This is a genomic window from Methylocaldum gracile (assembly GCF_053646815.1).
Window position 1 is genome coordinate 4,681,159 of sequence record NZ_CM132196.1, and the last position, 22,299, is coordinate 4,703,457.

Below are 22,299 nucleotides of genomic sequence, written 5' to 3' on the forward strand. Positions count from 1 at the left end.
GAGCCGCGGGCCCACGATCCGGAAAATTCGCGGATCGAATACGCCGCCATTATTCACACATACTCTTCATTTGAGCGAGCGATTGCGCCATCTGCTGCTCGCAGGTTTGGCGGGCCGCTCCCGTCGCGCCGGCGCACGCAATCTTCGGGTCCATCTGGAACATCTGCGCTTTCATCGCCTTGCAGGCTTCGCTGTTCTTGTCGAAGCTGATGGCCGGCTGCCCGCCGTTTCCCTTGCAGGGCCCTTCGTAGGTGTAGCGTGATGTCATGGCGAAAGAGCCTTCTGGGCTCTTCCCGGCGGCTTCGATCAAGAACGAACGCGGCCCCTCACGGGTTATGGTGCTGCGGTAGACGCCGCTTTCGCACGTGGCCTCGTAAACGGCGCGATTATCCTTGTTTTCGAGGATCTTGCCGCGGCATGTGCTCGGCCCCTGCTGCTGCTCACTCTTCTTGGCCATGTCCATGATGCTGTCCATGCACATCGACATGCTTTTGGGCATGGCGCTCACAGCCTCTCCGTCGCCTTCGCCGCCGTCGAACTTGAGAATCTCCATGCGCCATTGGCCTTTCTGGGCCGGCGCATCGCGAAATACTTTGGGCACTTCTTCCGCCGAGGCGGCGGATGCGCCGCCCGCAATCACCAGAATCCCCACCACACCGAACTTGCCGATCTTGTTCACAGACATCTCCAATTAGGGGTAATACTCAGGACACCGGCAGGCAACGGTGCCCGTTCCGGCGCCATGGAAGCTTAGCCGAGTTCTCGCCCGACTGCCGTGATCCGCCGATCGCTTTTGTTGGAAAACCGACATTCTTCCTGTTCGAAACCTGACATTCCTTTCGCCACCATAGCTATCCGACGCTCGCCGGCCGAACTACTTGTATCGATATTTATTAACGTATATAACGAAGCACAAACCGAACGATTAAGCCCAAGCGAAAACGCGTTTCCGCCGAATATTCAACAGCATAGGCACTAGGCCTCCGGCAGTTGCGGGACGCCAGCCGTTGCCGACCAATTCCCTCTCGTCGAGATGTTCGCCCCATTATTGGCCCTGTTTTTGCTCGATTATCGTTATAACTTTAAATAAATAACGAATTAACGTTCAAAGGGTTTTTCGGCTACGCAATGACGTGGACCGGAAGGGGGGAAACACCAATCAAAGAACCAGCCATCGCGATCGGAGACGGCTTGCAATGAGGCGTCGCAGCTTAACGGCCAAACAAATTGGGGAAACTTCTCATGACTATAAGAAAAAAAACAGCGCTCGCCGTCGCTTGTCACGGCTTACTCTTTAGCTCGCCTCACGGCGTGTCTGCGGCGACCATGGAAGAACGCATGCAGGCGATGGAACGGCGCCTCGTGGAAATGGAAACCCGCCTGGAACAATCGGAGAATGAAAACACGCAGCTTCGTAAACAAATCGCCGCAAAAACGCAGGAAACGAATCCGAAAAATCTCCCCGTTGCCACATCTGACGGCGAGGTAAAAGCGCTGAACGACAAAGTCGCCACGCTCGAGAAAAAAATCGAGCAGGATCGCAAGGTGACGGCGGAAGCGGCAAAGAATGCGCCCAAGGTCGAGATCGGCAACAAGGGCCTGGTCGTCAAATCCGCCGACGAGAACTATCGCCTGAGCCTCCGCGCCTATGCCCAGGCCGACGGCAATTTTTTCATGGACGATTCGACGGGCGATGCGATTCCGGACAAGTTTTCCATCCGCCGCGCCCGTCTGACCATCGACGGCACCTTCTTCAAATGGGCGGATTTCCGTTTCTCGCCGGATTTCGGCCAAGGCAATCTGCGCCTGTTCGACGCCTTCGCCGATTTGCACTATTTTCCGTACGCCAGCCTGATGGCGGGCAAATTCAGACCGCCCATCAACGGCCTGGAACGTCAGCAAGGCGCGCCCAATATCGCGTTCGTCGAGCGAGCACTGACCCAGAACCTCACGCCGGCACGCGATATCGGCGTAATGCTGCACGGCCAGATCCCCTACCCCGGCTATAAAACGCAGTACACGATCTTGCCGGTGTTCAAGGAGTTCTTCGGCTACGAACTCGGCGTCTTCAACGGCGCCCGCGACGGGGGTAACGTAGACAGCGAGCGGGACGACAACAAGGAGTTCGCCGGCCGTCTCATTTCGCATCCTTTCATGCACAGCGGCATCCCGGCTTTGGAAGGCCTGGGTATCAATCTTGCTGGCAGTTGGGGGCAACCGAGAGGACACAGCTTGAACCGGCTGACCTCGGCCGGACAGCAGGCTTTCCTGAATTACAACCCGAACGTCACCGCTTTCGGAGACGCCTACCGCATCACGCCCGGGGCTTATTGGTACTGGGGGTCGTTCGGGCTGCTGACCGAGTACGTGATTTCATCCCAGCGCCTCACCGACGGTACGAGAACCCGAACCGCGCGCCAGGACAACACCGCCTGGCAAGTGCAGACCTCGTATGTGCTGACCGGCGAAAGGAACTCGTTCTTCGGGATCAAGCCGGCCCGAAACTTCGATCCCTTCGCCGGCACCTGGGGCGCTTTCCAGATCGCCGCGCGATGGGGCGAGTTGGACGTGGACGACGACACTTTCAAGTACAACGGCGCTTTCGCCAACCCGTCCACCTCGGCCAGCAAAGCCACCGAGTGGGCGCTGGGCCTCAACTGGTATCTCAACCCCAATATCAAGTTGATGGCCGATTACGCCCAGACCTATTTCGACGGCGGCGCCGCGCGAGGCCGGGATCGTCCGACGGAAAAAGCCTTCCTGACCCGGTTTCAGTATCAGTTCTGATACAAGAGCCGAAAACCCGGATTTCTCGAAAAACCCGATCTGTTCAAACTGTGGAGAACTCAGCCATGCATCGCTTCTTATTGATCTTTTTGCTCCATCTGATAACCATAGGCCACACCGCTCAGGGCGCCGAGACAGGCAAGCTCACCATCGCCGCCGCGGCGGATCTCAAGTATGCAATGGACGAAATCGTGACATCCTTCAAAGACCGCCACCCGGAGGCGACGGTGGATCTCGTCACCGGTTCGTCCGGCAAGTTTTACGAACAAATCGTGCACGAAGCGCCTTTCGACATCTTCTTTTCGGCCGACATCAAGTTTCCGGAAAAGCTTAAAGAGCAGGGGCTGACGGCTTCCGAGGTCAGGATGTACGCCCGCGGCCGCATCGTGCTGTGGAGTGCACGGACCGACGCCAGCAAGATGACACTTAAGAACTTGGACAGTCCCCAAATCACCAGGATCGCCATCGCCAATCCCAAGCATGCCCCCTACGGCATGCGTGCGGAGGAGGCACTGAAGAAAGCCGGTCTGTGGTCGAAAGTGGAAAAGAAATTGGTGTTCGGCGAAAACGTGGCGCAGACCGCCCAGTTCGCCGAGACCGGCGCCGCCGATGTCGGCATCATCGCCCTGTCGCTGGCCGTGAGTCCCGCGCTGAAGGAGAAAGGCGGGTATTCGCTGGTTCCGGAGAATCTGCATTCCCCTCTGGATCAGGCCTACGTCGTCGTCAAGCGGGCCGAGAACAATCCATTGGCCGAGACGTTCGCCGAATTCGTCGCCGCCGAACCGGCGCGGGCGATCTTCCGTCGCTACGGCTTTGTTCTGCCGGGCGAAGCGGCGCCCGCGCTATGAGTCGGCACGCCGATCCGAATCTCACTGCGCCCGCGACGACGCGGCGCGGGGTATCCGCCTTCGGCGGCGGGGCGCTAATCGTTACCCTGGGCGGCCTGATCGGACTGGGAGGCGCGGAATTCCGCTTGCCGCTGCTCATCGGGACATTTCAATTCCCGGCCCTGGAAGCGGTCATCGTCAACAAGTTCGTCAGTCTGGCGTTGTCGGTGATCAAGATGTGGCGCGCTGGATAATCGCCATGTTCTCGCTTACCGTCGCGATGTTCGGCGGACACGGCGCTACCGAATCGGCTATCGGTGAACGTGTTTTTGTTTGACGATATTCAAAGGTCCTATGATGAAACACCCGTTCTTCGTACTTTCCATTTGCCTTTTGGCCACAGCGCCGCCGCTCGCGGCGCGGGACACTCTGACGGTGGCCGCCGCGGCGGGCATTCAGGCCAACTTTCCGGAACTGAAACAGGCTTTCGAGCAGGAATCCGGCATCGAGATCGAGCCGGTGTTCACGTCCTCGGGCAAGATCGCCGCCCAGGTCGAACAGGGCGCGCCCTTCGATGTCTTCGTTTCGGCGGATGTCAGTTATCCCGAGCATCTGTACAAATCCGGTTTGGCCGTCACGCCGCCCAGGGTCTACGTCTACGGGGCGCTGGTGGCGTGGACCCTCGGCGACGTCGCCTTCGACAAGGGCTTGACCGCGGTGCTCAAGGCGCCTGGCATCCGCAAAATCGCTCTCGCCAATCCGAAGGGCGCGCCTTATGGCCGGGCGGCCATGGAGGCTCTGCGCCACTATCGGTTGCTGTCCGCTCTCCAAGAGAAAATCGTTTACGGCGAGACCGTTCCCCAGGTCAACCAGTTCGTGCTGTCACAGGCGGCCGAGATCGGCTTGACCGCGAAGTCCACGGTGTTGACGGCGGCGCTGAAGGACCGGGGACACTGGATGGAAATTCCCGAGGAAGCCTATCGACCCATCGCCCAGGCCGCCGTCATTCTGAAGCACGGGGAGGAACATCGGCCCGCGGCGGCGAAACGCTTTTTCGACTTCCTGTTTTCTCGGACCGCACGGGACATCTTCGCCCGGCAAGGGTATCGGCTGCCGTGAACCGATTGCCGGGAATCATCGTTGCCGTCGCCAGCGAAGGGGATATTTCGCTGGTCGATGTCGCCGTGGGAGAAAACACGCTGACCGCGATGCTGGTGGAAACGGCGGAATCCGCTCCCTATCTCGAAGCGGGCAACGCCGTATCGGTCCTGTTCAAGGAAACGGAAGTTTCGCTCGGCAAAGACTTGAGCGGTCGCCTGAGCCTGCGCAACCGGCTACAGGGCGAAATCGCCGACATCCGCAAGGGCAAGCTATTGGCCGAGGTGACGCTCGATTGCGGAGGCCACCGCCTGGTGTCCGTTATCACTCGCCGGGCCGCCGAGCGGCTGGAATTGGCCGTGGGCGATCGCGTCGAGGCCTTGGTCAAGGCCAACGAGGTCATGCTGGGGGAACGCGCCGATGACCTATGATTGGCAACCCCTGATCCTCACTCTGAAGCTCGCCACGGTCACGACGGCGATATTGTTCCTCATCGGCGTGCCCCTGGCTTACTGGCTGGCTTTCGGCCGCTTTCGCCTGAAGGCGGCGGTGGAAGCCCTGGTCGCCATGCCCTTGGTCTTGCCGCCCTCGGTGCTCGGCTTTTATCTGCTCCTGGCTTTCAGCCCCAAAAACGCCTTCGGCCGTTTTCTGGACGAGACCTTCGGGCTGCGGCTCGTGTTCAGTTTCGAAGGACTAGTCGTCGCGTCCGTATTGTTCAGCCTGCCGTTCATGGTCCACCCGGTGCAGTCGGGTTTTCAGAACCTGCCGCGCAGCCTCACGGAGGCGGCCTACACGCTCGGCTTGTCGCGCTGGAAAACCCTGACGCGGATTCTGCTGCCCAACATCAAGCCCTCCCTGCTTGCCGGAGCCGTGATCAGTTTCGCCCATACCATCGGCGAATTCGGCGTGGTGCTGATGATGGGCGGCAGCATTCCGGGCGTGACCCGAGTGGCTTCCATCGCCATTTACGATGAGGTGGAATCGCTCAACTACGATGCGGCCAATTTTTATGCGTTCGTCTTGTTCGCCCTGAGCTTCTCCATACTGCTTGCGGTATTTTTCATCAACAAACGCGCATTGGGACCCCATTGATGCTGGAACTATCGCTGCGAAAAAACCTGCACACCGCGGAAGGGAACGTGACCCTGGACATCGAGCTCGAAGCCGAGACCGGACAGTTTCTCACCTTGTTCGGACGGTCGGGCGTCGGAAAAACCACTTGCCTTCGCTGCATCGCCGGGCTGACCGAGCCCGATCACGGCAGAATCGCCGTAGGCGGCGAGATCTGGTTCGACCGGACCAAGGGCATCGACATCCCGCCCCAGAAGCGCCGAGTCGGTTTCGTATTCCAGGACTATGCCCTTTTTCCGAATCTGAGCGTACGCGAGAATCTCCGCATCGCGCTGGGGGATCCCAAGGACGAACGCTATCTGGACGAACTCCTGGAGCTGATGGACATACGGGAACTGGAGCGGCGCCTCCCGACCACCCTGTCCGGGGGACAACAACAGCGGGTGGCGCTGGCCCGCGCCTTGGCCCGGAGACCCCGGCTCTTGCTGCTGGACGAGCCGCTTTCCGCCCTGGACGGTGAAACCCGCCAACGCCTTCAAAACGAAATTCTGCGGATACAGCGGCATTTCAGGATGACCACCCTGATGGTCAGCCACGACCTCGGCGAAGTTTACAGGCTGTCCGATCGGGTCATCGTCATCGAGGGCGGCCGAACGGTCGCCCGCGGACGCCCCGCCGAGGTTTTCAGCAATCGCCGGATCAGCGGAAAATTTCAGTTCACCGGCGAAGTGCTCGCGGTCGAGCCCAACGACGTCGTGTTCACGCTCTCGATCCTGATCGGCAACCGGGTGGTGCAAGTGATCGCCACGGCACAGGAAATGCAGGACATCCAAGTCGGCGACACGGTCATGCTGGTTTCCAAAGCCTTCAATCCGCTCGTGATGAAAGTGGATCGGAATCCCGGCCGCCTCTCCCCATCCCGTTCATGAAGAGCCAACAATCGATGACGAATCCGAATCACAAGATCGATCCGCCCGCCTTGGTCGAGGGCGAACTCCGACTGATCGGCGGCCTCAACGAACGTCTCTTTCGATTGCTCGCCGCCATCGGAAAAACAGGTTCCATCAACCGGGCAGCAAAAGATGTGGGCCTAAGTTACAAAGGCGCCTGGGAAATGGTGGAGCGGGCCAACAACCTGTCGCCGGAGCTTCTGGTTTCCACCGCCGTGGGCGGCCGCCACGGAGGGGGCACCAAGCTCACCGCCGTCGGCCGGGAGTTATTGGCGCTTTTTACCGGATTACAGGAAGAACACCGCCGCTTCCTGGATGCGAAAAACCGGCAACTGGCGGACAACCCGAACCTCATTTTCTTATTCAGGAGATTGAACGTGAAAGCAAGCGCGCGCAACCAGCTCTTCGGCAAAGTGACCGACATCCGTACCGGCGCGGTCACCGTGGAAGTATGCATAGGACTCAAGGGCGGAGAAACGATCGTGTCGGCCATCACCAAGGAATCGGCGGAATCGCTGGGCGTCAGGAACGGCGACGACGCGATGGCGCTGATCAAGGCCCCGCTGGTCATGATCGTCAAGGATTTCGGCGGATACCGCCTATCGGCGCGCAATCAGTTGAAAGGGACGGTCAAGCGCATTCAAAAGGGCGCGGTGAATTCCGAAGTGGTGATCGAACTGGCGGGCGGCGATTCGATCGCCGCCACCATCACCAACGAGAGCGTGGACTCGATGGGGCTGCGCGAGGGCGATGCGGCCCATGCCGTGTTCAAGGCCGGGTCGGTCATACTGGGAGTCGCGGACTGAGCCCGCGTAGGCCGGGATAAGCTTGTCCTGAGCCGAGACGAACGGCTCGATCCGGCCTAGTTCTTTTTCTACGGGTTCCCAAGCTTTCGGGCTTGGGAACCCGGTCTTGCAAGCTCTTGCTTGCTGTCGTTCGGGAAGCGGGGGCTTCCAGGGTAGCGTTCCCAATCCGGAGATTGGGGACGAGAGAAAATTCCGCTTGCAATTATTTTATATTTCTATAATCTTTGAACCATGGAAATCAAATCAGTCGTCACCGCCCTCGCAGCGCTCGCCCAGGAATCCCGCCTGGCCGTCTTCCGCCTGTTGGTGCAAACCGGGCCGGAAGGCTTGTCCGCCGGGAAGATCAGCGAGACGCTGGGCATTCCGCCCTCTTCGCTCTCCTTCCACATGAAGGAACTCGCCCACGCCGATCTCGTTTCGTCCCGGCAGGAAAGCCGCTACGTCATCTATTCGGCCAATTTCCGGACCATGAACGAGCTGCTCGGCTTTCTGACCGAAAACTGCTGCAGCGGCAAGCCCTGCAAGCCGACCGCCACATCCGATTGCGCCGGCATCGAGGAAACCCAGGCATGACCGACAAAACCTTTACCGTACTTTTCCTGTGCACCGGCAACTCGGCGCGCAGCATCATGGCGGAAGCCTTATTGAACCAAATTGGCCAGGGCCGTTTCCGCGCCTTCAGCGCGGGCAGTCACCCGGCGGGAACGGTCAACCCGTTTGCCCTGGAAAGGCTGGCAAAAGAAGGAATTCCCGCCACTGGCGCACGGAGCAAGCACTGGAACGAATTCGCGCAAGCCGACGCACCGGATTTGGATTTCGTCATCACCGTTTGCGATAACGCAGCGGGCGAAGTTTGCCCGGCCTGGCCCGGACAGCCGATCACGGCCCATTGGGGCGTGCCCGATCCCGCGGCGGTCACCGGTTCCGATGACGAAAAGCGCCTGGCTTTCGCGAAAGCCTTCGCCGTTCTTCATCGGCGCGTCACCTTGTTCGCGAGCCTTAATCCCGCGAGTTTGGAACGGCTCGCGCTGGAGCAAAAAGTCCGCGAGATCGGACGTGTCGATATACCGCAACATGGCGAATAGCCTTTTCACTTCCCACCTCATCACTTGCATAAGAGGAAATCCCATGAAAAAGCTCGAAATCTACGATCCCGCTCTATGCTGCAGCACGGGCGTGTGCGGGGTTGAGGTCGACCCCGTTCTCGCGCAATTCGCCGCCGATGTGCAGTGGCTGTCGGAACAAGGCGTCGAGGTCGCCCGCCATAACCTTTCCCAGGCCCCGCAAGCGTTCGCGGCGAATCCGGTCGTGAAGGCCTGGCTGGAGAAGGAAGGTAACGAATGCCTGCCTTTGCTTCTGGTGGACGGCCAAATCGGCAGCAAGGGCAGATATCCGGCCCGAGCGGAACTGGCGTCCCTGGCAGGACTGAACATCGAAACGCCTGCGCCCAACATTTATACGGACGCCGTCGCCGAACTCGTTGCGATCGGGGCCGCGATTGCCGCCAACTGCGAGCCCTGTTTCAAATATCACTTTCAGCAGGCGAAGAAGCTGGGGGTCTCGCGCGATGACATGATGCTCGCCGTGAAGACCGCCCAGAGCGTGAAGGAGACGCCCGCAAAGGCGATGTTGCAACTGGCGCACCGTTTTCTCGAAGAAGACCCGGTCGAGCTTCCAGTTGTGCAGAGTTGCTGCGGCTAAGGTGCCGCGATGACGAACGTGCGGTTCTTCGAACTGCTCCCGCGCTCCTGTTCTCATCGGCAAGGGCGACGCGGGCAAGACTATCCTCGCCGTCGGTGCAACAACGGGCACTGGCCGAGATGTCGGCAGAACCGCCGTTACGTGAAGTTGAATCCGCAAGAATGATGTCCGCGAAACCTGAGTAACCTATCGGAGCATTTGCCATGAAAAGATTCCATGTCCATATCGCCGTCGACGATCTCGAAAAGAACATCCGTTTCTACAGCGCCTTGTTCCAGACCGAGCCCAGCGTCCTGAAAGACGACTACGCCAAGTGGATGCTGGACGATCCCCGCATCAACTTCGCCATTTCCGCGCGGGGAAGCCGGCTCGGCCTGGATCACCTGGGGCTCCAGGTCGAATCCGGCGAGGAGCTGGAAGAGGTCAACCGCGGCCTGAGCGAAGCGGCCCTGCCGGTCGAGGCGCAAAAACAAGCCGCCTGCTGCTACGCCCAGTCCGACAAATACTGGACCGTCGATCCCCAAGGCATCGCCTGGGAGGCCTTTCACTCGCTGAGCAGCATACCGACCTTCGGCAAAGACACGGCCATACAGATCAAATCCGCCTCGAGCTGCTGCAGCCCTTCAAAATAAGGAATCCATCCGTGAACCCGCGTCCGCTGAACGTTCTCGTACTCTGCACCGGCAATTCCTGCCGCAGCATCCTGGGCGAAGCCCTGATCAACCGGCTGGGCGCGGGACGTTTTCGCGCTTTCAGCGCCGGCAGCCATCCGACCGGCCGGGTCAACCCGAACGCCCTGGCGACGCTGGCCCGCCACGGACTCCCGACCGAAGGCTATGCCAGCAAGTCCTGGGACGCACTCGAAGACACGCCGATCGACATCCTGATCACGGTCTGCGATTCGGCGGCGGGGGAAGCCTGCCCGGTTTACCTGGGATCGGCCGTTCGCGGGCACTGGGGCTTGCCGGACCCGGCCCACGTCACCGGCAGTCCCGAGACCATCGAAGCCGCTTTCGAAGCGACCTACACGGCCCTCGAAAAACGTATCCGCCGACTGCTGGCGCTGCCGGTGGAAAGGATCTCCCGGTCGGAACTGGCCGAGGCGCTCAACCGCATCGGAACGGAAACTCTTTGACCCGCTTGCGAAAGCTACCGCCATGAACAAACAGAAATTCCGAAATACAACCCGAAGCGTCCGTCCCTCTGATCGCGGGCCGGGCGAAAAAGCCAAAGGCATGAGCCTGTTCGACCGCTATCTGACGGTCTGGGTATTCCTCTGCATCGTCGCCGGCATAGGGCTGGGGCAACTTTTCCCCGCAGCGTTCCAAACCGTGGGACGGCTGGAAATGGCGAAGATCAATTTGCCGGTTGCGGTGCTGATCTGGCTGATGATCATCCCCATGCTGGTCAAGGTGGACCTCAAGGCGCTGAAAGGAGTCGTGAAGCACTGGCGCGGGGTGGGCGTGACCCTGTTCGTCAACTGGGGCGTGAAACCGTTTTCCATGGCGCTCCTGGGCTGGCTTTTCATTGGTCAGTTGTTCCGGCCCTGGCTGCCGGCGGATCAGATCGATTCCTACATCGCCGGGCTGATCCTCCTGGCCGCAGCGCCGTGCACGGCCATGGTGTTCGTCTGGAGTCATTTGTCGCGCGGCGAGCCCCATTACACCCTGTCCCAGGTGGCGCTCAACGACATCATCATGATTTTCGCCTTCGCGCCCATCGTCGGCTTGCTGTTGGGGCTGTCGGCGATCACCGTGCCCTGGGACACGCTGCTCCTGTCGGTGCTGCTGTACATCGTCGTACCCCTGATCCTGGCCAACCTCTTGCGTATGGCGGTTCTGCGCCACGGGGACGGATACGCCCGTCTGGACCGGCTGCTGAAAGTACTGCACCCTGTCTCGCTGACGGCGCTATTGGCCACCCTGGTGCTGCTGTTCGGTTTCCAGGGCGAGCAGATCCTGACTCAACCGATTGTGATCCTGCTCCTGGCCGTACCCATCCTGATCCAGGTGTTTTTCAACTCGGGACTGGCTTACCTCCTGAACCGGGCCGTACGCTCGCCCCATTGCGTGGCGGGTCCTTCGGCGCTGATCGGCGCCAGCAACTTCTTCGAGCTGGCCGTGGCCACCGCCATCGCCCTGTTCGGCTTCGAATCCGGCGCGGCACTCGCAACAGTGGTCGGCGTCTTGATCGAAGTGCCGGTGATGCTGCTCGCCGTCGGCGTGGTCAACCGCAGCCGCGCCTGGTACGAACGCCGCACGGGCGTGCCGGGCTACGAAGAATGCTGTCCGGCGCATCTGAAAACCGGGCATTGACGAATTGACTGGAGATCGTGTCATGCAAGGCCGTAATCGAAGACTTTGGGCATTTGCCGGGATCGTTCTCGCTCTTGGATTACCCACAGTGGTGCCGGCACAGACGGCAAGTCCGGAACGCGTGGAGGAAATCTCGAAACGCGGGGCCGAGGTCATGCCCTTCGACCTCAAGCAAACCCAGCACGTTTTTACCAAGACCGAAACGGGAGGGGTGCAGCAAGTCGTCGTCCGGGCCCCGGCCAATGCCGGGCAGATCAAACTCATCCGGCAGCACCTGACGAAGATTTCCGAGGAATTCGCCCGCGGCGATTTTTCCGATCCGGCGCGTATCCATGGTGAAAACATGCCGGGCCTCGCCGAGCTGAAAAACGCCCAACCGGGAACATTGCACGTGGAATACCGCGAACTCCCGAATGGAGCGGAGATCGTTTATTCATCCGGCGATCCCGCTCTGATCGCCGCCGTACACCGACGGTTCGACGCCCAGCTCGCCGAGCACGGCCCGGATGCCATGCCGGGACATCCTCACGGCACCATGCATCCCATGCATCCCATGCATGATAACTAGCGGGATTGCTGGGATTCCTTCGTCATCCCAGCCTACTTTCGATACATGGCATTTGTAGGTCGGCAATCCTTTGCCGACGATGCCATGCGCCGCCCTGGGATGTTCGGCAAGGCCTCCTGACCACATTGGCACCCCCTGTTCGCAGCATTCATAGGTCGGCAATCCTTTGCCGACAACTACGCTCGCAAGCCTGCTACGTCGGGAAAGGATTCCCGACCTACTTGGCGGCACAGGTTGGTATGTCGGCAACCCCTTGCCGACGATTCCACGTGCCGACTCCTTGTGTTCGGCAAGGATTACTGACCTACTCGGTGACGCCAGTTCGTAGATCGAGCGCCGGAACTGGCTATCGCCTTGTTCCGGCCTACCCAGCCACGCGTCACTATCTCGGACCAAGGGTGTTCTAACGGTGTTGCCGCCCCGTCGCGAGCGCTACAATCGGCCGTCCTGGCTCGGACATTAGCCCGTGAATACCTAACGCAACTCGCTGACTGGAGATTCGATCTCATGAACGCCACGAAAAAACGCATCCTCATCGTCGGCGGCGTGGCCGGCGGCGCCACTTGTGCGGCTCGGGCGCGCCGGCTGTGCGAAACCTGCGAGATCCTCGTGTTCGAACGCGGACCGCACGTGTCCTTCGCCAACTGCGGCCTGCCTTATTTCGTGGGCGACGTGATCGAATCGGAAGCCAAATTGCTGGTGGCAAGTCCGGAGCTCTTCAAGCACCGCTTCAACATCGACGTGCACACCGAAACCGAGGTCACCCGCATCGATAGGCAAGCCAAAACGATCGAGGTGCGCGATCTCAAGACGGGCGCGACGCGACAAGAACCTTACGACGCGCTGGTCCTCGCGACCGGCGCCAAGCCCGTCCGTCCGCCTCTGCCCGGCATCGACCTGCCCGGCATCCACGTGTTGCGCAATATTCCGGACAGCCGGAAGATCAAGGCAGCAACGGCCAGGGCCTCCCGCGCGCTGATCGTGGGCGGCGGATTCATAGGCCTCGAAATGGCCGAGAATCTGGTCGGACTGGGGCTCGAGGTCACCTTGCTGGAACTGGCCGACCAGGTGTTGCCGCCGCTCGACCCTGAAATGGCGGCCTATGCCGCCGAACGGCTGAAATCCCGCGGCGTCAGCCTCAGACTGGGCGAAGGCGTCGCGGCCTTCGACCAGCACCCGGAGCGCGGTTTGAACGTGCTTACATCCAAGGGCGACACCATCTCCGCCGATCTGGTCGTCCTCGGCATCGGCGTGCGCCCGGAATCGGGACTAGCGGCCGACGCCGGCTTGGAACTGGGCGCCCTGGGCGGCATCCGGGTCGATGAATACATGCGTACCAGCGATGCCGCCATCTGGGCCGTGGGCGATGTGATCGAAGTGAAAAACCGCGTCACCGGAGAATGGCAGCTCGTCCCGCTGGCCGGCCCCGCCAACCGGCAGGGGCGCGTGGCGGCCACCGCCATTCTTCATCATTTCGATCGCAGCAACAGTGCACCGCCTCCCCTGAGATTCGACGGCGTTCTCGGAACCGCCGTGTGCGAAGTGTTCGGACTCACCATCGCGTGTACCGGCGCCAACGAAAAGCTGCTTAGGCGAGCCGGCATGAATTACCAAAAGATCTACCTGCATCCCGGCCACCATGCGAGCTATTTTCCGGGCGCCAAGCCGATTCACATGAAACTGCTGTTCTCCGAGACCGACGGCAGGATTCTGGGCGCGCAAGCCGTGGGCGAGCTCGATGTGGCGCGGCGCATCGATGTCATCGCCACGGCCATGATGGAAGGAGCTTCGGTATTCGACCTGGAGGACCTGGAGCTCTGCTACGCCCCCCAGTTCGGCGCCGCCAAGGACCCCGTCAATCTGGCCGGCATGATCGCCGCCAACCATCTGCGCGGGGATTTCCCCCTGGCGGATTGGGAGGAACTGGCGACCACCTCTGCCCTGCTGGTGGACGTTCGAAGCGAAACCGAGTTTGCCGGAGGCCACATCCCGAACGCACGAAACCTGCCGCTCGAGACCCTGCGCGACAGGCTTCACGAACTGCCGCAGGACCGCGAAATCTGGCTGATCTGCGGCGTCGGACAACGCGCTTATTACGCCTTTCGGCTATTGGCGCAGAACCGCCTTCAGGTCAAGGTGCTTTCGGGTGGGATGCAGACCTACCGGGCTCGGATGCGGGCCGGTGATCGGTGGTAGTTGAGCACAGCCGTCCGCAAAGGCCAACCAAGGTCTCTTTTCAGATCGTAAGCATTCGATGAGAGCCCCGTATAGGCGCTTCATCGGCTTTTGGGTATCGCGGGGCCTGGGCGTGCAAAGTTATCCGCGTTTATCCGCCACTGGCAGCCCCCGACATACTTGGTGGACGGTGTTGGCGAAGAGGCCGCCATATTCAGCACCTCGGCGATGATTTCGGCCTGAAAATCCGTCAGGCCTGCCGGCGTTCGCGGGCGAGCAGCGCCGCCAGCAGCGGAGGCGCGATTCTTGGTATTTGTTGTCGATGGCCCGGGCAAGGCAAGCAGCGGTTTGGAGCGAGTTCCTAATTCTGCGCCAGGGACCGGATGATCGGACAAGGGGGTGGTCTCGCTCCTTCATCGCATTGATGCACCAGTTCTTTCAGGACATCGCGCATGGCGCGCAGATCAGCGAGCTTACGCTCGATCAGGGCTAGCTTACGCACGGCCAGTTCCCGCGTTTCAGAGCAGGCGCAGGCTTCATCGAGCCGAAGCAATACGGCGATTTCTTCCAGAGTGAATCCCAGCGCCTGCGCCCGCTTGATGAACCGGATCCGTTCGACCGCAGTCACGGGGTAGCGACGCGCTCCGTCCAGCGGTTTGTCGGGCTGATCCAACAACCCTCGCCGCTGATAATAGCGGACGGTTTCCACGTTCACTCCGGCTTGCTTGGCCAGGCGTCCAATGGTGAATGTCGGCGCCATCATGATCGCGGCCCCCACAGGATGATGGCCGCACCCACGAGACAAACAGTCGCCCCAATGATGTCCCAGTGATCGGGCCGATTGCCTTCGACCCACCAAAGCCACACGAGCGAAGCGGCGATGTACACGCCGCCATAGACCGCATAGGCTCGGCCCGCCGCATCGACTTCGACACGGGTCAACAACCAGGCGAACAGGCATAGGCTGACGATGCCGGCATTGAGCCACGGCCAAGGCTTGCCCAACCTCCAGACACTCCAGAAAGCAAAGCAGCCAGCGATTTCGAAGAAGGCAGCCAGGGTAAAAAACAGAGAAGTGGTCATCTCGTCAAAAAACCGCTTGATTCCGTACCATGGTACGGCATTTAGACTGAAGCCAACACTACCGGTTTGGAGATGCAAAATGTCCTCACTGAACGCAAAAAGCTCGCTGATGGTTGGTGCGCTGGCCGCAATCGGCGCCTCGCTGTGTTGTCTCGGCCCCTTGATCCTGCTCTCCTTGGGCATCGGCGGCGCCTGGATCAGCGGCTTAACCGCCTTGCAGCCTTTCCGCCCCCTTTTTGTGGCGGCTGCGCTGCTGTTCATCGCTCTGGCATTCCGCAAGCTTTACCTCACGCCTCAGGTCTGCGAACCCACCTCAGCCTGCCACGCCGCCTCGATCATCAAGCAACAGCGTCTGACCTTCTGGGTAGTCAGCTTGTTATCGCTCGGGCTCATGGCCGGACCATGGATCGCACCACTTTTCTACTGACTGAATAGGAGGACACAACGATGCGCCAGATCATCACGCTCGCGATCGCGTGGCTGCCACTGGTAACGTTTTCCGGGGAACCACACACTGTCGTGCTCGATGTGCAAAACATGAGTTGTGCGGTCTGCCCGATTACCGTCAGCAAGGCGTTGGAACAGGTACCGGGCGTAACAGACGCCAAAATCGATTTCGACCGGAAAACAGCTACGGTCACTTACGATCCGGATCGGACCGGCCCGGCCGCACTTACCAAGGCGACTACGGACGCCCGCTACCCATCGACTCTTCACCCCTAGGACGACCATGAGCACAGTCATTCTCGAATCCCTTCTCACATGTCCCGCATGCGGTTTTGCTAGGCTGGAAACCATGCCGACGGATGCTTGCCAGTTCTATTACGAATGCACCAACTGCAAGACGCTGCTGCGTCCCGAAGCCGGGGATTGCTGCGTGTTCTGTTCCTACGGATCGGTAAAATGCCCGCCGGTACAGGAACACCGCAAGCATGGGGGATGTTGCGGCTGAAGGAACATTTCGAGGGTCGTCATGCGGAGACTTAGAGCCTATCCCGGTAGATCCTCGAAACCCTTCGATAAGCTCAGGACGAGCGACGTACCGGGATAGGCTCTAAGCCAGGCTGATATATCAAGGAGCCCGAGACGGTTGCGGCTGCAACTTTCCTAGTATTGACTACCCGACATCCGGAGCGCACGCTCAGCGTTCTGAGAGTTAGCCCTCGGCGAATACTGTGGAAACGGGATTGCCAGTACCCAAGCGGGAGCCTTGGGAACCAGCAAACCAGCCCGCGGTGCCGATATGCGTTTTGGAGAAAAATAATGAACATATCGAACACGCTAATGCTATCCATCGCCTTGGCCGTTTGCGGTTTCGGCACGACGGCGGCAGACGAAGGAAAGGACGAGTCTGGAAAGGGAAACGACAGACATTACCTGGAGAACGACTGGAAGGAAAAACAATCACGGGAAGGCGGGAAGGACCGGCAGAAGGGAACGGACGGGTATTACTCGGAAAAGGAATGGAAGGAGAAACAACATCGGGGCTACAGGAAAGATTGGAGGGATGATAGGCATGACCCTTACTTCCACGAACACGGCTACACCCGCCTCGATATCCCGCCGGGGCATTATCCCCCTCCGGGCGAATGCCGCGTCTGGTATCCGGGCCGACCTGCCGGGCACCAGCCTCCTCCCGGCCAGTGCCATCGGTTGCGCGTCAAGGTTCCGCCGGGCGCCTGGCTCATCCGGCATCCGAGGGATAGGGCCGACCACGTCCACGTGATCGTCTATGACGACTATCACCCCGGCACCATCCGGGTCATCGGGGAGTTCGATATCGGTACGGGCATATTCGTGGACCTCGTCGTGGATAGATGAAGCCCGAAAGGGTGTTTCAGCGGACCGGCCGCAACGTCGCTAGACTCCGCTTGCGTGCGTCCGCCGAACATCAGTGCCGGAATGTTGAAAAATCCTTGGATCGAAAACTCAGCCTATGCACATTCAACGGATTAAACGTCCCAAAATGCTCGAAGCGATTTTTTTCACTTCGTCGGATAGCAATTCAACCGAGGAGCAAGCATGGCGTTTCTGATCGGAGCGGTTCTGGCCATTGTGATCGGCCTGTCGGCGACCTTGTTCGGCCTGGATCGTGATCGTGCGTTTTATCCCACGGTGATGATCGTCATCGCGTCGTACTATGTCCTCTTTGCGGTCGTGGGCGGTTCCATGAACGCATTGATTATTGAGCTCATCGTTGCCGCGGTGTTTTTTGGCGCCTCTATCGCCGGATTCAAGTACACCTTGTGGCTTATCGTTGCCGCCCTGCTCGCACACGGCATCTTTGATTTCGTCCATGGCCGGTTCATCGCAAACCCCGGAGTGCCGGCCTGGTGGCCTGCCTTCTGCCTCACGTATGACGTCGCTGCCGCGGCTTACCTCGGATGGCTGCTCACGCGTAAGCGAGTTCGGGCCGATGCCATCCCAGGAAGCGCATCGCAAATTTCAAATAACTAGGTTTTTGATCCGCCGACCCGGCAGCTTATCGGGCTGGCGAGTCAATCGACAGGGCGCTCGGGATAGAACTCTTGACCGGCTATTTGATCTCGCCGAGGAGTTCGAGATCAAAACCACAGGTACGGTCGCCCAATCCGCCGATGCAGCTTACCTCCACGGCTTGCGTGCGTCTTCGCGTTACGTGCTCCACGACCCCGGCGATCAGCCCTCCCTCAAAATGGCAGAGTGTACGCCCCACGGGTTGGAGACCGCTGCACGTGACGCATTCGTAGACATCGACATGAATCTTGTCCTCGGTCAGCAAGGGGACTTCGATGATTCCGATCTTGAGGGCCGCGCAGAGCCCGAGAAAGTCTTCGAGCTTGCCGATTCCAAGACCCATGCCCAGTTTTTTGCCGGCGTAATAGGCCATCGCCGAGGCACCCCTGCCGAGGATATCTTCGATCGCCACCAGTCTCAGCAGTCTGAAGAGCGCCACACCGGCATCATCCCCGAGGCTGGGACGCACGATGTTCAAGGCGTTGGCAATATCGACCGTGGGGTACCCGGCTTCAAGCACTTTCGCCGAGCCGGTAAATGGGGTTGTCGAATGCATGAATGATGGTCCTCTTCTACTTGATCGTTGCGTCAGAAGTGCAATAAAAACCGTAGAGACATAAGGCTCATTTACCCTCGCCCTGTGTCATGATCGGCCGCCCGGCGCCCCCGACCTCAGTGGTTTAGCTCAAGCATAGATGAAAATGCGAAATGCAAGGTCTAACGCCGTCCAGCCAGGAGAACACCCTATTGACGAAATTTGACATCAAGAGCTAGTTTGACCTAGCTTCATGATGCTGATGCTCGAGCCGATGGCGGTGCCAGCGGGCCTCGCCTGACAGACAACCGGATTGAGATGTTCGTCCGCCGGGAGACCGCCTTCATTTCGGAAGCCTCTACCGCCCCTCTCTTTGCTTCTCCAGGATCGGATGATTCGTCAATCCGTTCCCGAAAGCTCGGCTTCCATATAACCGTGACACCTCTATTCGTTTATAAGGAAACGCGATGAAAGTTGACGTTGGAAAATGGGCCGTTATTGTTCTTGTGATCGCCCTGGCCGCCGGTTGCTCGAGCATACGGGCGAGGACCGAGATACTCGAAAACGAGTGGGCGGTTTACCCCGGCGTTCGGCAAGACGCGAAAGAGATCGGCGAAATTTTCGGCGGCGAGCGTTCGGCATCCGCATGGCTCAACGGACTGGTGGCATCCGTCCTTATTTTCGATCTGCCTTTTTCGGCCGTCTTCGATACGTTTGTGCTTCCATACGACTGGCATCGCGTTCGCAACCCGGGCGCTTCCGAAGAAACCCGCGACTCGTCGACAGAATCACCGGCTCCCGAATCCGGGGAAATCGAAGAAGCGCGTTGATCTGAAATTCATGTTGTAAGGGATCTACTCATGATGACCGCATCTTGCATGGGAAGCTACGGAATGGCACCCGTGAGCGAGCAATATCGCTTGAATATTGCCCTGGTGGCCGAGGAAGGTGCGGGGCTCCGCGCCTTGAAGGCGCTAGACGAAAGCGGACACCGGGTTGCGATGGTGCTCACGTCGCCTCCGGACACGCGCAAATCGGCCTTGTGGTCGTACGCCGAAAGGCGCGGACATTGTCTCTTGCCCGCCTCGGCCGTCAAGGACGCCGCTCTCGCCGACATTTTCCGCAAAGAGAATGTGGACCTCCTGCTCAACGTCCACTCGCTGCACGTCGTAAATGGCTCGATCCTGGAGGCCCCCCGGATCGGCGCGTTCAACGTGCACCCGGGCCCCCTGCCCCGTTATGCCGGTCTCTACGCGCCGGGCTGGGCCATCCTCCGCAGCGAACACCGGTACGGCGTCACCGTTCATCGCATGTTCGCCGGCATCGATACCGGACCCATCGCCTATCAGACGCTCTTCGACCTGACCGAAAGCGACACCGCATTTTCGGTGGGCCTGCGCTGCGTGGAAGAGGGTCTCTCTCTCCTCTCCACTCTGGTCGCCGCGGCCGCCCTCGACCCGGCCTCCATTCCCCACATCGAGCAAGATCTCACGATGCGCGAATACTTCGGCAGGGTAATCCCCGAGGGCGGCACGCTGTCTTGGGATCGCCCCGCCGCCGACGTCGACCGCTTCGTCCGCGCCTTTTGCTATTTCCCCTTCCCGTCTCCGTGGGGAGCACCGAAGACGCGGGCCGGCACTCGGGAGATCGGGATCGTGAAAACCTCGCCCACCGGAGAGCCGAGCTCTGCGCCGCCGGGGACGATCGAGACGATGCCCGGAGGTGAAGTGTGGGCCGCGTGCGCGGACGCGTGGCTTCGGCTCGAGGTGATCACGGTCGACGGCCGGCGCGTCCCGCCGGCCACGGCGCTCTCCGCCGGCGATCGCCTGGGCGCCTGACGCCGGGGACGGCGAGGCTGTGCCCGTGAATTCCGATGCGCGCCCGGCGGCTTCGGTGCGGCGCCGAGGCCGACGTGACCCGATCGAATGGCGAGCGGCTTCGCGACACGGGATTCGAGCTGACAAAGAGCCCGCCCGACGCACCCGTTCCGATACCTTCTGTAGCCTGAAGGTTTACAATGGCGCGCCATAAAAACATTACGGGGCGAACGGCAGCTTGGGGAAAGCCTATGACATCCGGGCTTCCCTGACTGCGCGAAGCCCGGTTTAACGAGTGGCGGAAGCCAACGAGATCAAGCCTAGGGGGAATTCATGTCGGTCGACATTCTGCTGACCGTGGTCGCCACGGCCACCGTGCAGTCCATTTTCGGCGCAGGCGTCTTGCTGTTCGGCACGCCGATCCTGTTGCTGCTCGGTTACGAATTCGTGGACGTGCTTATCGTGCTGCTGCCGATTTCGATCGCCATCAATCTGTTGCAGATCGCGAAGCACCATGCCCACATCGATTTTACCTTTTACCGGAACGTGCTGTTTCTGACGCTGCCGCCCATCGCGCTCTTTCTGTTCCTGGTGACTCATACCCGGATCAACATCGGCGTGTTGATCGGATCGTTTCTGCTGCTCATCGCCTTGAAGGAATATTCGCCGACCGTGACCCGCGCCATCGACGCCCTGATGAAGTACGAAAAGGCTTACTTCGCGACCATGGGCGTTATACACGGGCTCAGCAATCTGGGCGGCTCGCTCCTCACGGCGCTGGTGCACCACAAGGACTATGCAAAGGATGTGGCCCGCGTCACCGTTGCGGCTTCCTACGCCACCTTTGCCGTGGCGCAAATCCTCACCTTGTGGCTGTTCAGCCGGTCGCAGATCGATGTGCCTTTTGCCGAAAATGCAATCTATCTGGTAGTCGGCGCTCTGGTTTTTCTGCTGACCGACGAAATGCTTTACACGCACATCGAGCAAGCCAGGTACCGCCGCATCTTCGCGGGTTTTCTGGCCATCGCCGGAATAGTGTTGATGATTCGAGCTTTGAGTTAGATATGATGAGCCAACTCTTCGCCATCGCCTTGGGCGGATCGCTCGGAGCCGTGACGCGTTACCTGGTCGCCACCGGCATCTACGCCTGGCTGGGTCGAGGCTTTCCTCACGGCACCCTGTTCGTGAACGTATCGGGCTCGTTTCTGATGGGATTCCTCACCGAACTGATGCTGCAACGATTTTCGCTGGCCGTCGAATACCGGGCGGCGATTCTGGTAGGGTTCCTGGGCGCCTACACGACCTTCTCGACCTTTGCCATCGAAACCTTGTACCTGTTCGAAGAAGGCAATCTCGCCAAAGCCGGATTGAATATTTTCTTGAGCGCCGTGTTGTGTCTCGCGGCAGTCTGGATCGGACTGGTACTGGGCCGGCAGATATTTGCCTCCGATCTCTATCCCTGGCTCGGGCACGGGTTTCCGTACGGCGGCCTGGCGCTCGCCCTGACGATCGCCTTTACCCTGGCCGCAGCGGCCGAATTCGTTTTTCTTTACTTCGATCTGTCTACCCTGTACCGGGCGATTGTCTTGATCAGTCTGCTCGGTGTGATGACCCTGGCGGCGACCTTGTGGCTCGCATTCCAATTGCCCGAAATTCGGGCGGAGTTTCAGGGTCTATTGAGCATCTTCGCCGTGAATGCCCTGCTCGGCGTTACGGCGGTCTGGTTGGGCACACTCACGGGAAACTGGTTATGGCACATCAGCAAGTCACCATAGCGCGGATTTATCTTAGGGAAGGCGAACATATCCTGTCCAAGCTCATGAAGTTCCTGCACGAAGAGGAACGGGTGGCCGGCGTCACCGTACTGCGGGGCATGACAGGATTCAGTCGAAACGGAAAAATCCGTACGGCCTCACTGGTCGACCTGTCCCTGGATTTGCCCCTGGTGATCGAGTTTTACGACGAACCGGATAGGGTGGAAACCGTGATCCAGGAACTGCTGCGGCGGATGGATTTATCCCATGTGGTCACATGGTCCGGAGTCCGCCACATGAAAGAGGAATAATCGGC

Annotated in this window: 30 protein-coding genes; 26 read left to right on the forward strand and 4 right to left on the reverse strand. The window is 59.9% G+C overall.

Going from position 1 to position 22,299, the window contains the following annotated elements; genetic code table 11:
* Positions 1–49: 49 nt before the first annotated feature.
* Positions 50–679: a hypothetical protein gene (locus tag ACWJJK_RS20820; RefSeq protein WP_077728564.1), complete on the reverse strand. Its 630-nt coding sequence runs from the start codon at positions 677–679 to the stop codon at positions 50–52.
* A 563-nt stretch (positions 680–1,242) separates the two neighbouring features.
* On the opposite strand from ACWJJK_RS20820, the gene ACWJJK_RS20825 reads away from it, so the two are divergent.
* The 16 genes from ACWJJK_RS20825 to ACWJJK_RS20900 all read left to right on the forward strand — a co-directional run bounded on the left by ACWJJK_RS20825 (position 1,243) and on the right by ACWJJK_RS20900 (position 14,319).
* Entirely contained in the window at positions 1,243–2,787 is a 1,545-nt protein-coding gene (locus tag ACWJJK_RS20825; RefSeq protein WP_454128452.1) for a porin, read from the forward strand.
* A gap of 65 nt (positions 2,788–2,852) precedes the next feature.
* Positions 2,853–3,635: a molybdate ABC transporter substrate-binding protein gene (gene modA / locus ACWJJK_RS20830; protein WP_347258638.1), complete on the forward strand. Its 783-nt coding sequence runs from the start codon at positions 2,853–2,855 to the stop codon at positions 3,633–3,635.
* The gene (locus ACWJJK_RS20835; protein WP_434111071.1) at positions 3,632–3,868 is read left to right on the forward strand and encodes a hypothetical protein; all 237 of its coding nucleotides are present in this window, start codon (positions 3,632–3,634) and stop codon (positions 3,866–3,868) included. The genes modA (ACWJJK_RS20830) and ACWJJK_RS20835 overlap by 4 nt, the downstream gene beginning before the upstream one ends.
* Positions 3,869–3,968: 100 nt before the next feature.
* Positions 3,969–4,733, forward strand: a complete 765-nt coding sequence (modA, locus tag ACWJJK_RS20840; RefSeq protein WP_454128453.1) for a molybdate ABC transporter substrate-binding protein — start codon at positions 3,969–3,971, stop codon at positions 4,731–4,733.
* Positions 4,730–5,143 (forward strand): TOBE domain-containing protein, encoded by a 414-nt coding sequence (locus tag ACWJJK_RS20845; RefSeq protein ID WP_208110183.1) that lies wholly within the window; start codon positions 4,730–4,732, stop codon positions 5,141–5,143. The genes modA (ACWJJK_RS20840) and ACWJJK_RS20845 overlap by 4 nt, the downstream gene beginning before the upstream one ends.
* Positions 5,133–5,804 (forward strand): molybdate ABC transporter permease subunit, encoded by a 672-nt coding sequence (gene modB, locus ACWJJK_RS20850; RefSeq protein WP_133718365.1) that lies wholly within the window; start codon positions 5,133–5,135, stop codon positions 5,802–5,804. The genes ACWJJK_RS20845 and modB overlap by 11 nt, the downstream gene beginning before the upstream one ends.
* Entirely contained in the window at positions 5,804–6,712 is a 909-nt protein-coding gene (locus tag ACWJJK_RS20855) for an ATP-binding cassette domain-containing protein (protein WP_077728560.1), read from the forward strand. The genes modB and ACWJJK_RS20855 overlap by 1 nt, the downstream gene beginning before the upstream one ends.
* 14 nt (positions 6,713–6,726) lie before the next feature.
* Complete coding sequence (locus ACWJJK_RS20860) at positions 6,727–7,539, forward strand: TOBE domain-containing protein (protein WP_168175332.1); 813 nt, start codon at positions 6,727–6,729, stop codon at positions 7,537–7,539.
* Between the two features lie 231 nt (positions 7,540–7,770).
* Positions 7,771–8,112, forward strand: coding sequence for an ArsR/SmtB family transcription factor (locus ACWJJK_RS20865; RefSeq protein ID WP_086134908.1), 342 nt, complete (start codon positions 7,771–7,773; stop codon positions 8,110–8,112).
* On the forward strand, positions 8,109–8,624 hold the full coding sequence (locus ACWJJK_RS20870; protein WP_454128454.1) for an arsenate reductase ArsC: 516 nt from the start codon (positions 8,109–8,111) through the stop codon (positions 8,622–8,624). The genes ACWJJK_RS20865 and ACWJJK_RS20870 overlap by 4 nt, the downstream gene beginning before the upstream one ends.
* A gap of 43 nt (positions 8,625–8,667) precedes the next feature.
* Positions 8,668–9,240, forward strand: coding sequence for an arsenite efflux transporter metallochaperone ArsD (gene arsD / locus ACWJJK_RS20875; RefSeq protein ID WP_454128455.1), 573 nt, complete (start codon positions 8,668–8,670; stop codon positions 9,238–9,240).
* A gap of 203 nt (positions 9,241–9,443) precedes the next feature.
* A complete protein-coding gene (locus tag ACWJJK_RS20880) occupies positions 9,444–9,872 on the forward strand; it encodes an ArsI/CadI family heavy metal resistance metalloenzyme (RefSeq protein WP_156881096.1) in 429 nt (142 codons plus the stop codon).
* Between the two features lie 11 nt (positions 9,873–9,883).
* Positions 9,884–10,375 carry an arsenate reductase/protein-tyrosine-phosphatase family protein gene (locus ACWJJK_RS20885; RefSeq protein ID WP_434131747.1) on the forward strand — a complete coding sequence of 164 codons (492 nt, stop codon included), beginning with the start codon at positions 9,884–9,886 and terminating at the stop codon, positions 10,373–10,375.
* A 22-nt stretch (positions 10,376–10,397) separates the two neighbouring features.
* Entirely contained in the window at positions 10,398–11,555 is a 1,158-nt protein-coding gene (gene arsB, locus ACWJJK_RS20890; protein ID WP_454128456.1) for an ACR3 family arsenite efflux transporter, read from the forward strand.
* A gap of 22 nt (positions 11,556–11,577) precedes the next feature.
* The gene (locus tag ACWJJK_RS20895) at positions 11,578–12,123 is read left to right on the forward strand and encodes an aspartate carbamoyltransferase (RefSeq protein WP_156881095.1); all 546 of its coding nucleotides are present in this window, start codon (positions 11,578–11,580) and stop codon (positions 12,121–12,123) included.
* Between the two features lie 507 nt (positions 12,124–12,630).
* Positions 12,631–14,319, forward strand: a complete 1,689-nt coding sequence (locus ACWJJK_RS20900) for an FAD-dependent oxidoreductase (RefSeq protein ID WP_156881094.1) — start codon at positions 12,631–12,633, stop codon at positions 14,317–14,319.
* A 340-nt stretch (positions 14,320–14,659) separates the two neighbouring features.
* On the opposite strand, the gene merR is transcribed toward ACWJJK_RS20900, so the two are convergent.
* Both merR and ACWJJK_RS20910 read right to left on the reverse strand, forming a co-directional pair.
* Entirely contained in the window at positions 14,660–15,061 is a 402-nt protein-coding gene (gene merR, locus ACWJJK_RS20905; protein WP_454128457.1) for an Hg(II)-responsive transcriptional regulator, read from the reverse strand.
* Positions 15,058–15,381, reverse strand: a complete 324-nt coding sequence (locus tag ACWJJK_RS20910) for a YnfA family protein (protein WP_156881093.1) — start codon at positions 15,379–15,381, stop codon at positions 15,058–15,060. Before ACWJJK_RS20910 ends, merR begins: the two co-directional genes overlap by 4 nt.
* Positions 15,382–15,460: 79 nt before the next feature.
* On the opposite strand from ACWJJK_RS20910, the gene ACWJJK_RS20915 reads away from it, so the two are divergent.
* From ACWJJK_RS20915 to ACWJJK_RS20935, 5 genes are all read left to right on the forward strand, one after another.
* Positions 15,461–15,808: a mercuric transporter MerT family protein gene (locus ACWJJK_RS20915; protein ID WP_156881092.1), complete on the forward strand. Its 348-nt coding sequence runs from the start codon at positions 15,461–15,463 to the stop codon at positions 15,806–15,808.
* A gap of 20 nt (positions 15,809–15,828) precedes the next feature.
* Positions 15,829–16,104: a mercury resistance system periplasmic binding protein MerP gene (gene merP / locus ACWJJK_RS20920; RefSeq protein WP_156881091.1), complete on the forward strand. Its 276-nt coding sequence runs from the start codon at positions 15,829–15,831 to the stop codon at positions 16,102–16,104.
* 7 nt (positions 16,105–16,111) lie between these two features.
* Positions 16,112–16,333: a GDCCVxC domain-containing (seleno)protein gene (locus ACWJJK_RS20925; protein ID WP_077728551.1), complete on the forward strand. Its 222-nt coding sequence runs from the start codon at positions 16,112–16,114 to the stop codon at positions 16,331–16,333.
* Between the two features lie 311 nt (positions 16,334–16,644).
* Positions 16,645–17,202 (forward strand): hypothetical protein, encoded by a 558-nt coding sequence (locus ACWJJK_RS20930; RefSeq protein ID WP_156881090.1) that lies wholly within the window; start codon positions 16,645–16,647, stop codon positions 17,200–17,202.
* Between the two features lie 201 nt (positions 17,203–17,403).
* Positions 17,404–17,838, forward strand: a complete 435-nt coding sequence (locus ACWJJK_RS20935) for a hypothetical protein (protein ID WP_156881089.1) — start codon at positions 17,404–17,406, stop codon at positions 17,836–17,838.
* 79 nt (positions 17,839–17,917) lie between these two features.
* Here ACWJJK_RS20935 and ACWJJK_RS20940 read toward each other — a convergent pair whose 3' ends face one another.
* Positions 17,918–18,433, reverse strand: a complete 516-nt coding sequence (locus tag ACWJJK_RS20940) for a V4R domain-containing protein (protein WP_077728548.1) — start codon at positions 18,431–18,433, stop codon at positions 17,918–17,920.
* Positions 18,434–18,879: 446 nt separating this feature from the next.
* On the opposite strand from ACWJJK_RS20940, the gene ACWJJK_RS20945 reads away from it, so the two are divergent.
* From ACWJJK_RS20945 to ACWJJK_RS20965, 5 genes are all read left to right on the forward strand, one after another.
* Complete coding sequence (locus ACWJJK_RS20945) at positions 18,880–19,242, forward strand: YceK/YidQ family lipoprotein (protein ID WP_156881088.1); 363 nt, start codon at positions 18,880–18,882, stop codon at positions 19,240–19,242.
* Positions 19,243–19,272: 30 nt separating this feature from the next.
* Entirely contained in the window at positions 19,273–20,250 is a 978-nt protein-coding gene (locus ACWJJK_RS20950; RefSeq protein ID WP_086134920.1) for a methionyl-tRNA formyltransferase, read from the forward strand.
* A 312-nt stretch (positions 20,251–20,562) separates the two neighbouring features.
* Complete coding sequence (locus tag ACWJJK_RS20955; RefSeq protein ID WP_077728545.1) at positions 20,563–21,291, forward strand: TSUP family transporter; 729 nt, start codon at positions 20,563–20,565, stop codon at positions 21,289–21,291.
* A 2-nt stretch (positions 21,292–21,293) separates the two neighbouring features.
* Positions 21,294–22,004 (forward strand): fluoride efflux transporter CrcB, encoded by a 711-nt coding sequence (gene crcB / locus ACWJJK_RS20960; RefSeq protein WP_205780654.1) that lies wholly within the window; start codon positions 21,294–21,296, stop codon positions 22,002–22,004.
* The gene (locus tag ACWJJK_RS20965; RefSeq protein WP_077728544.1) at positions 21,980–22,294 is read left to right on the forward strand and encodes a DUF190 domain-containing protein; all 315 of its coding nucleotides are present in this window, start codon (positions 21,980–21,982) and stop codon (positions 22,292–22,294) included. The genes crcB and ACWJJK_RS20965 overlap by 25 nt, the downstream gene beginning before the upstream one ends.
* The last annotated feature ends 5 nt before the right edge of the window (positions 22,295–22,299 follow it).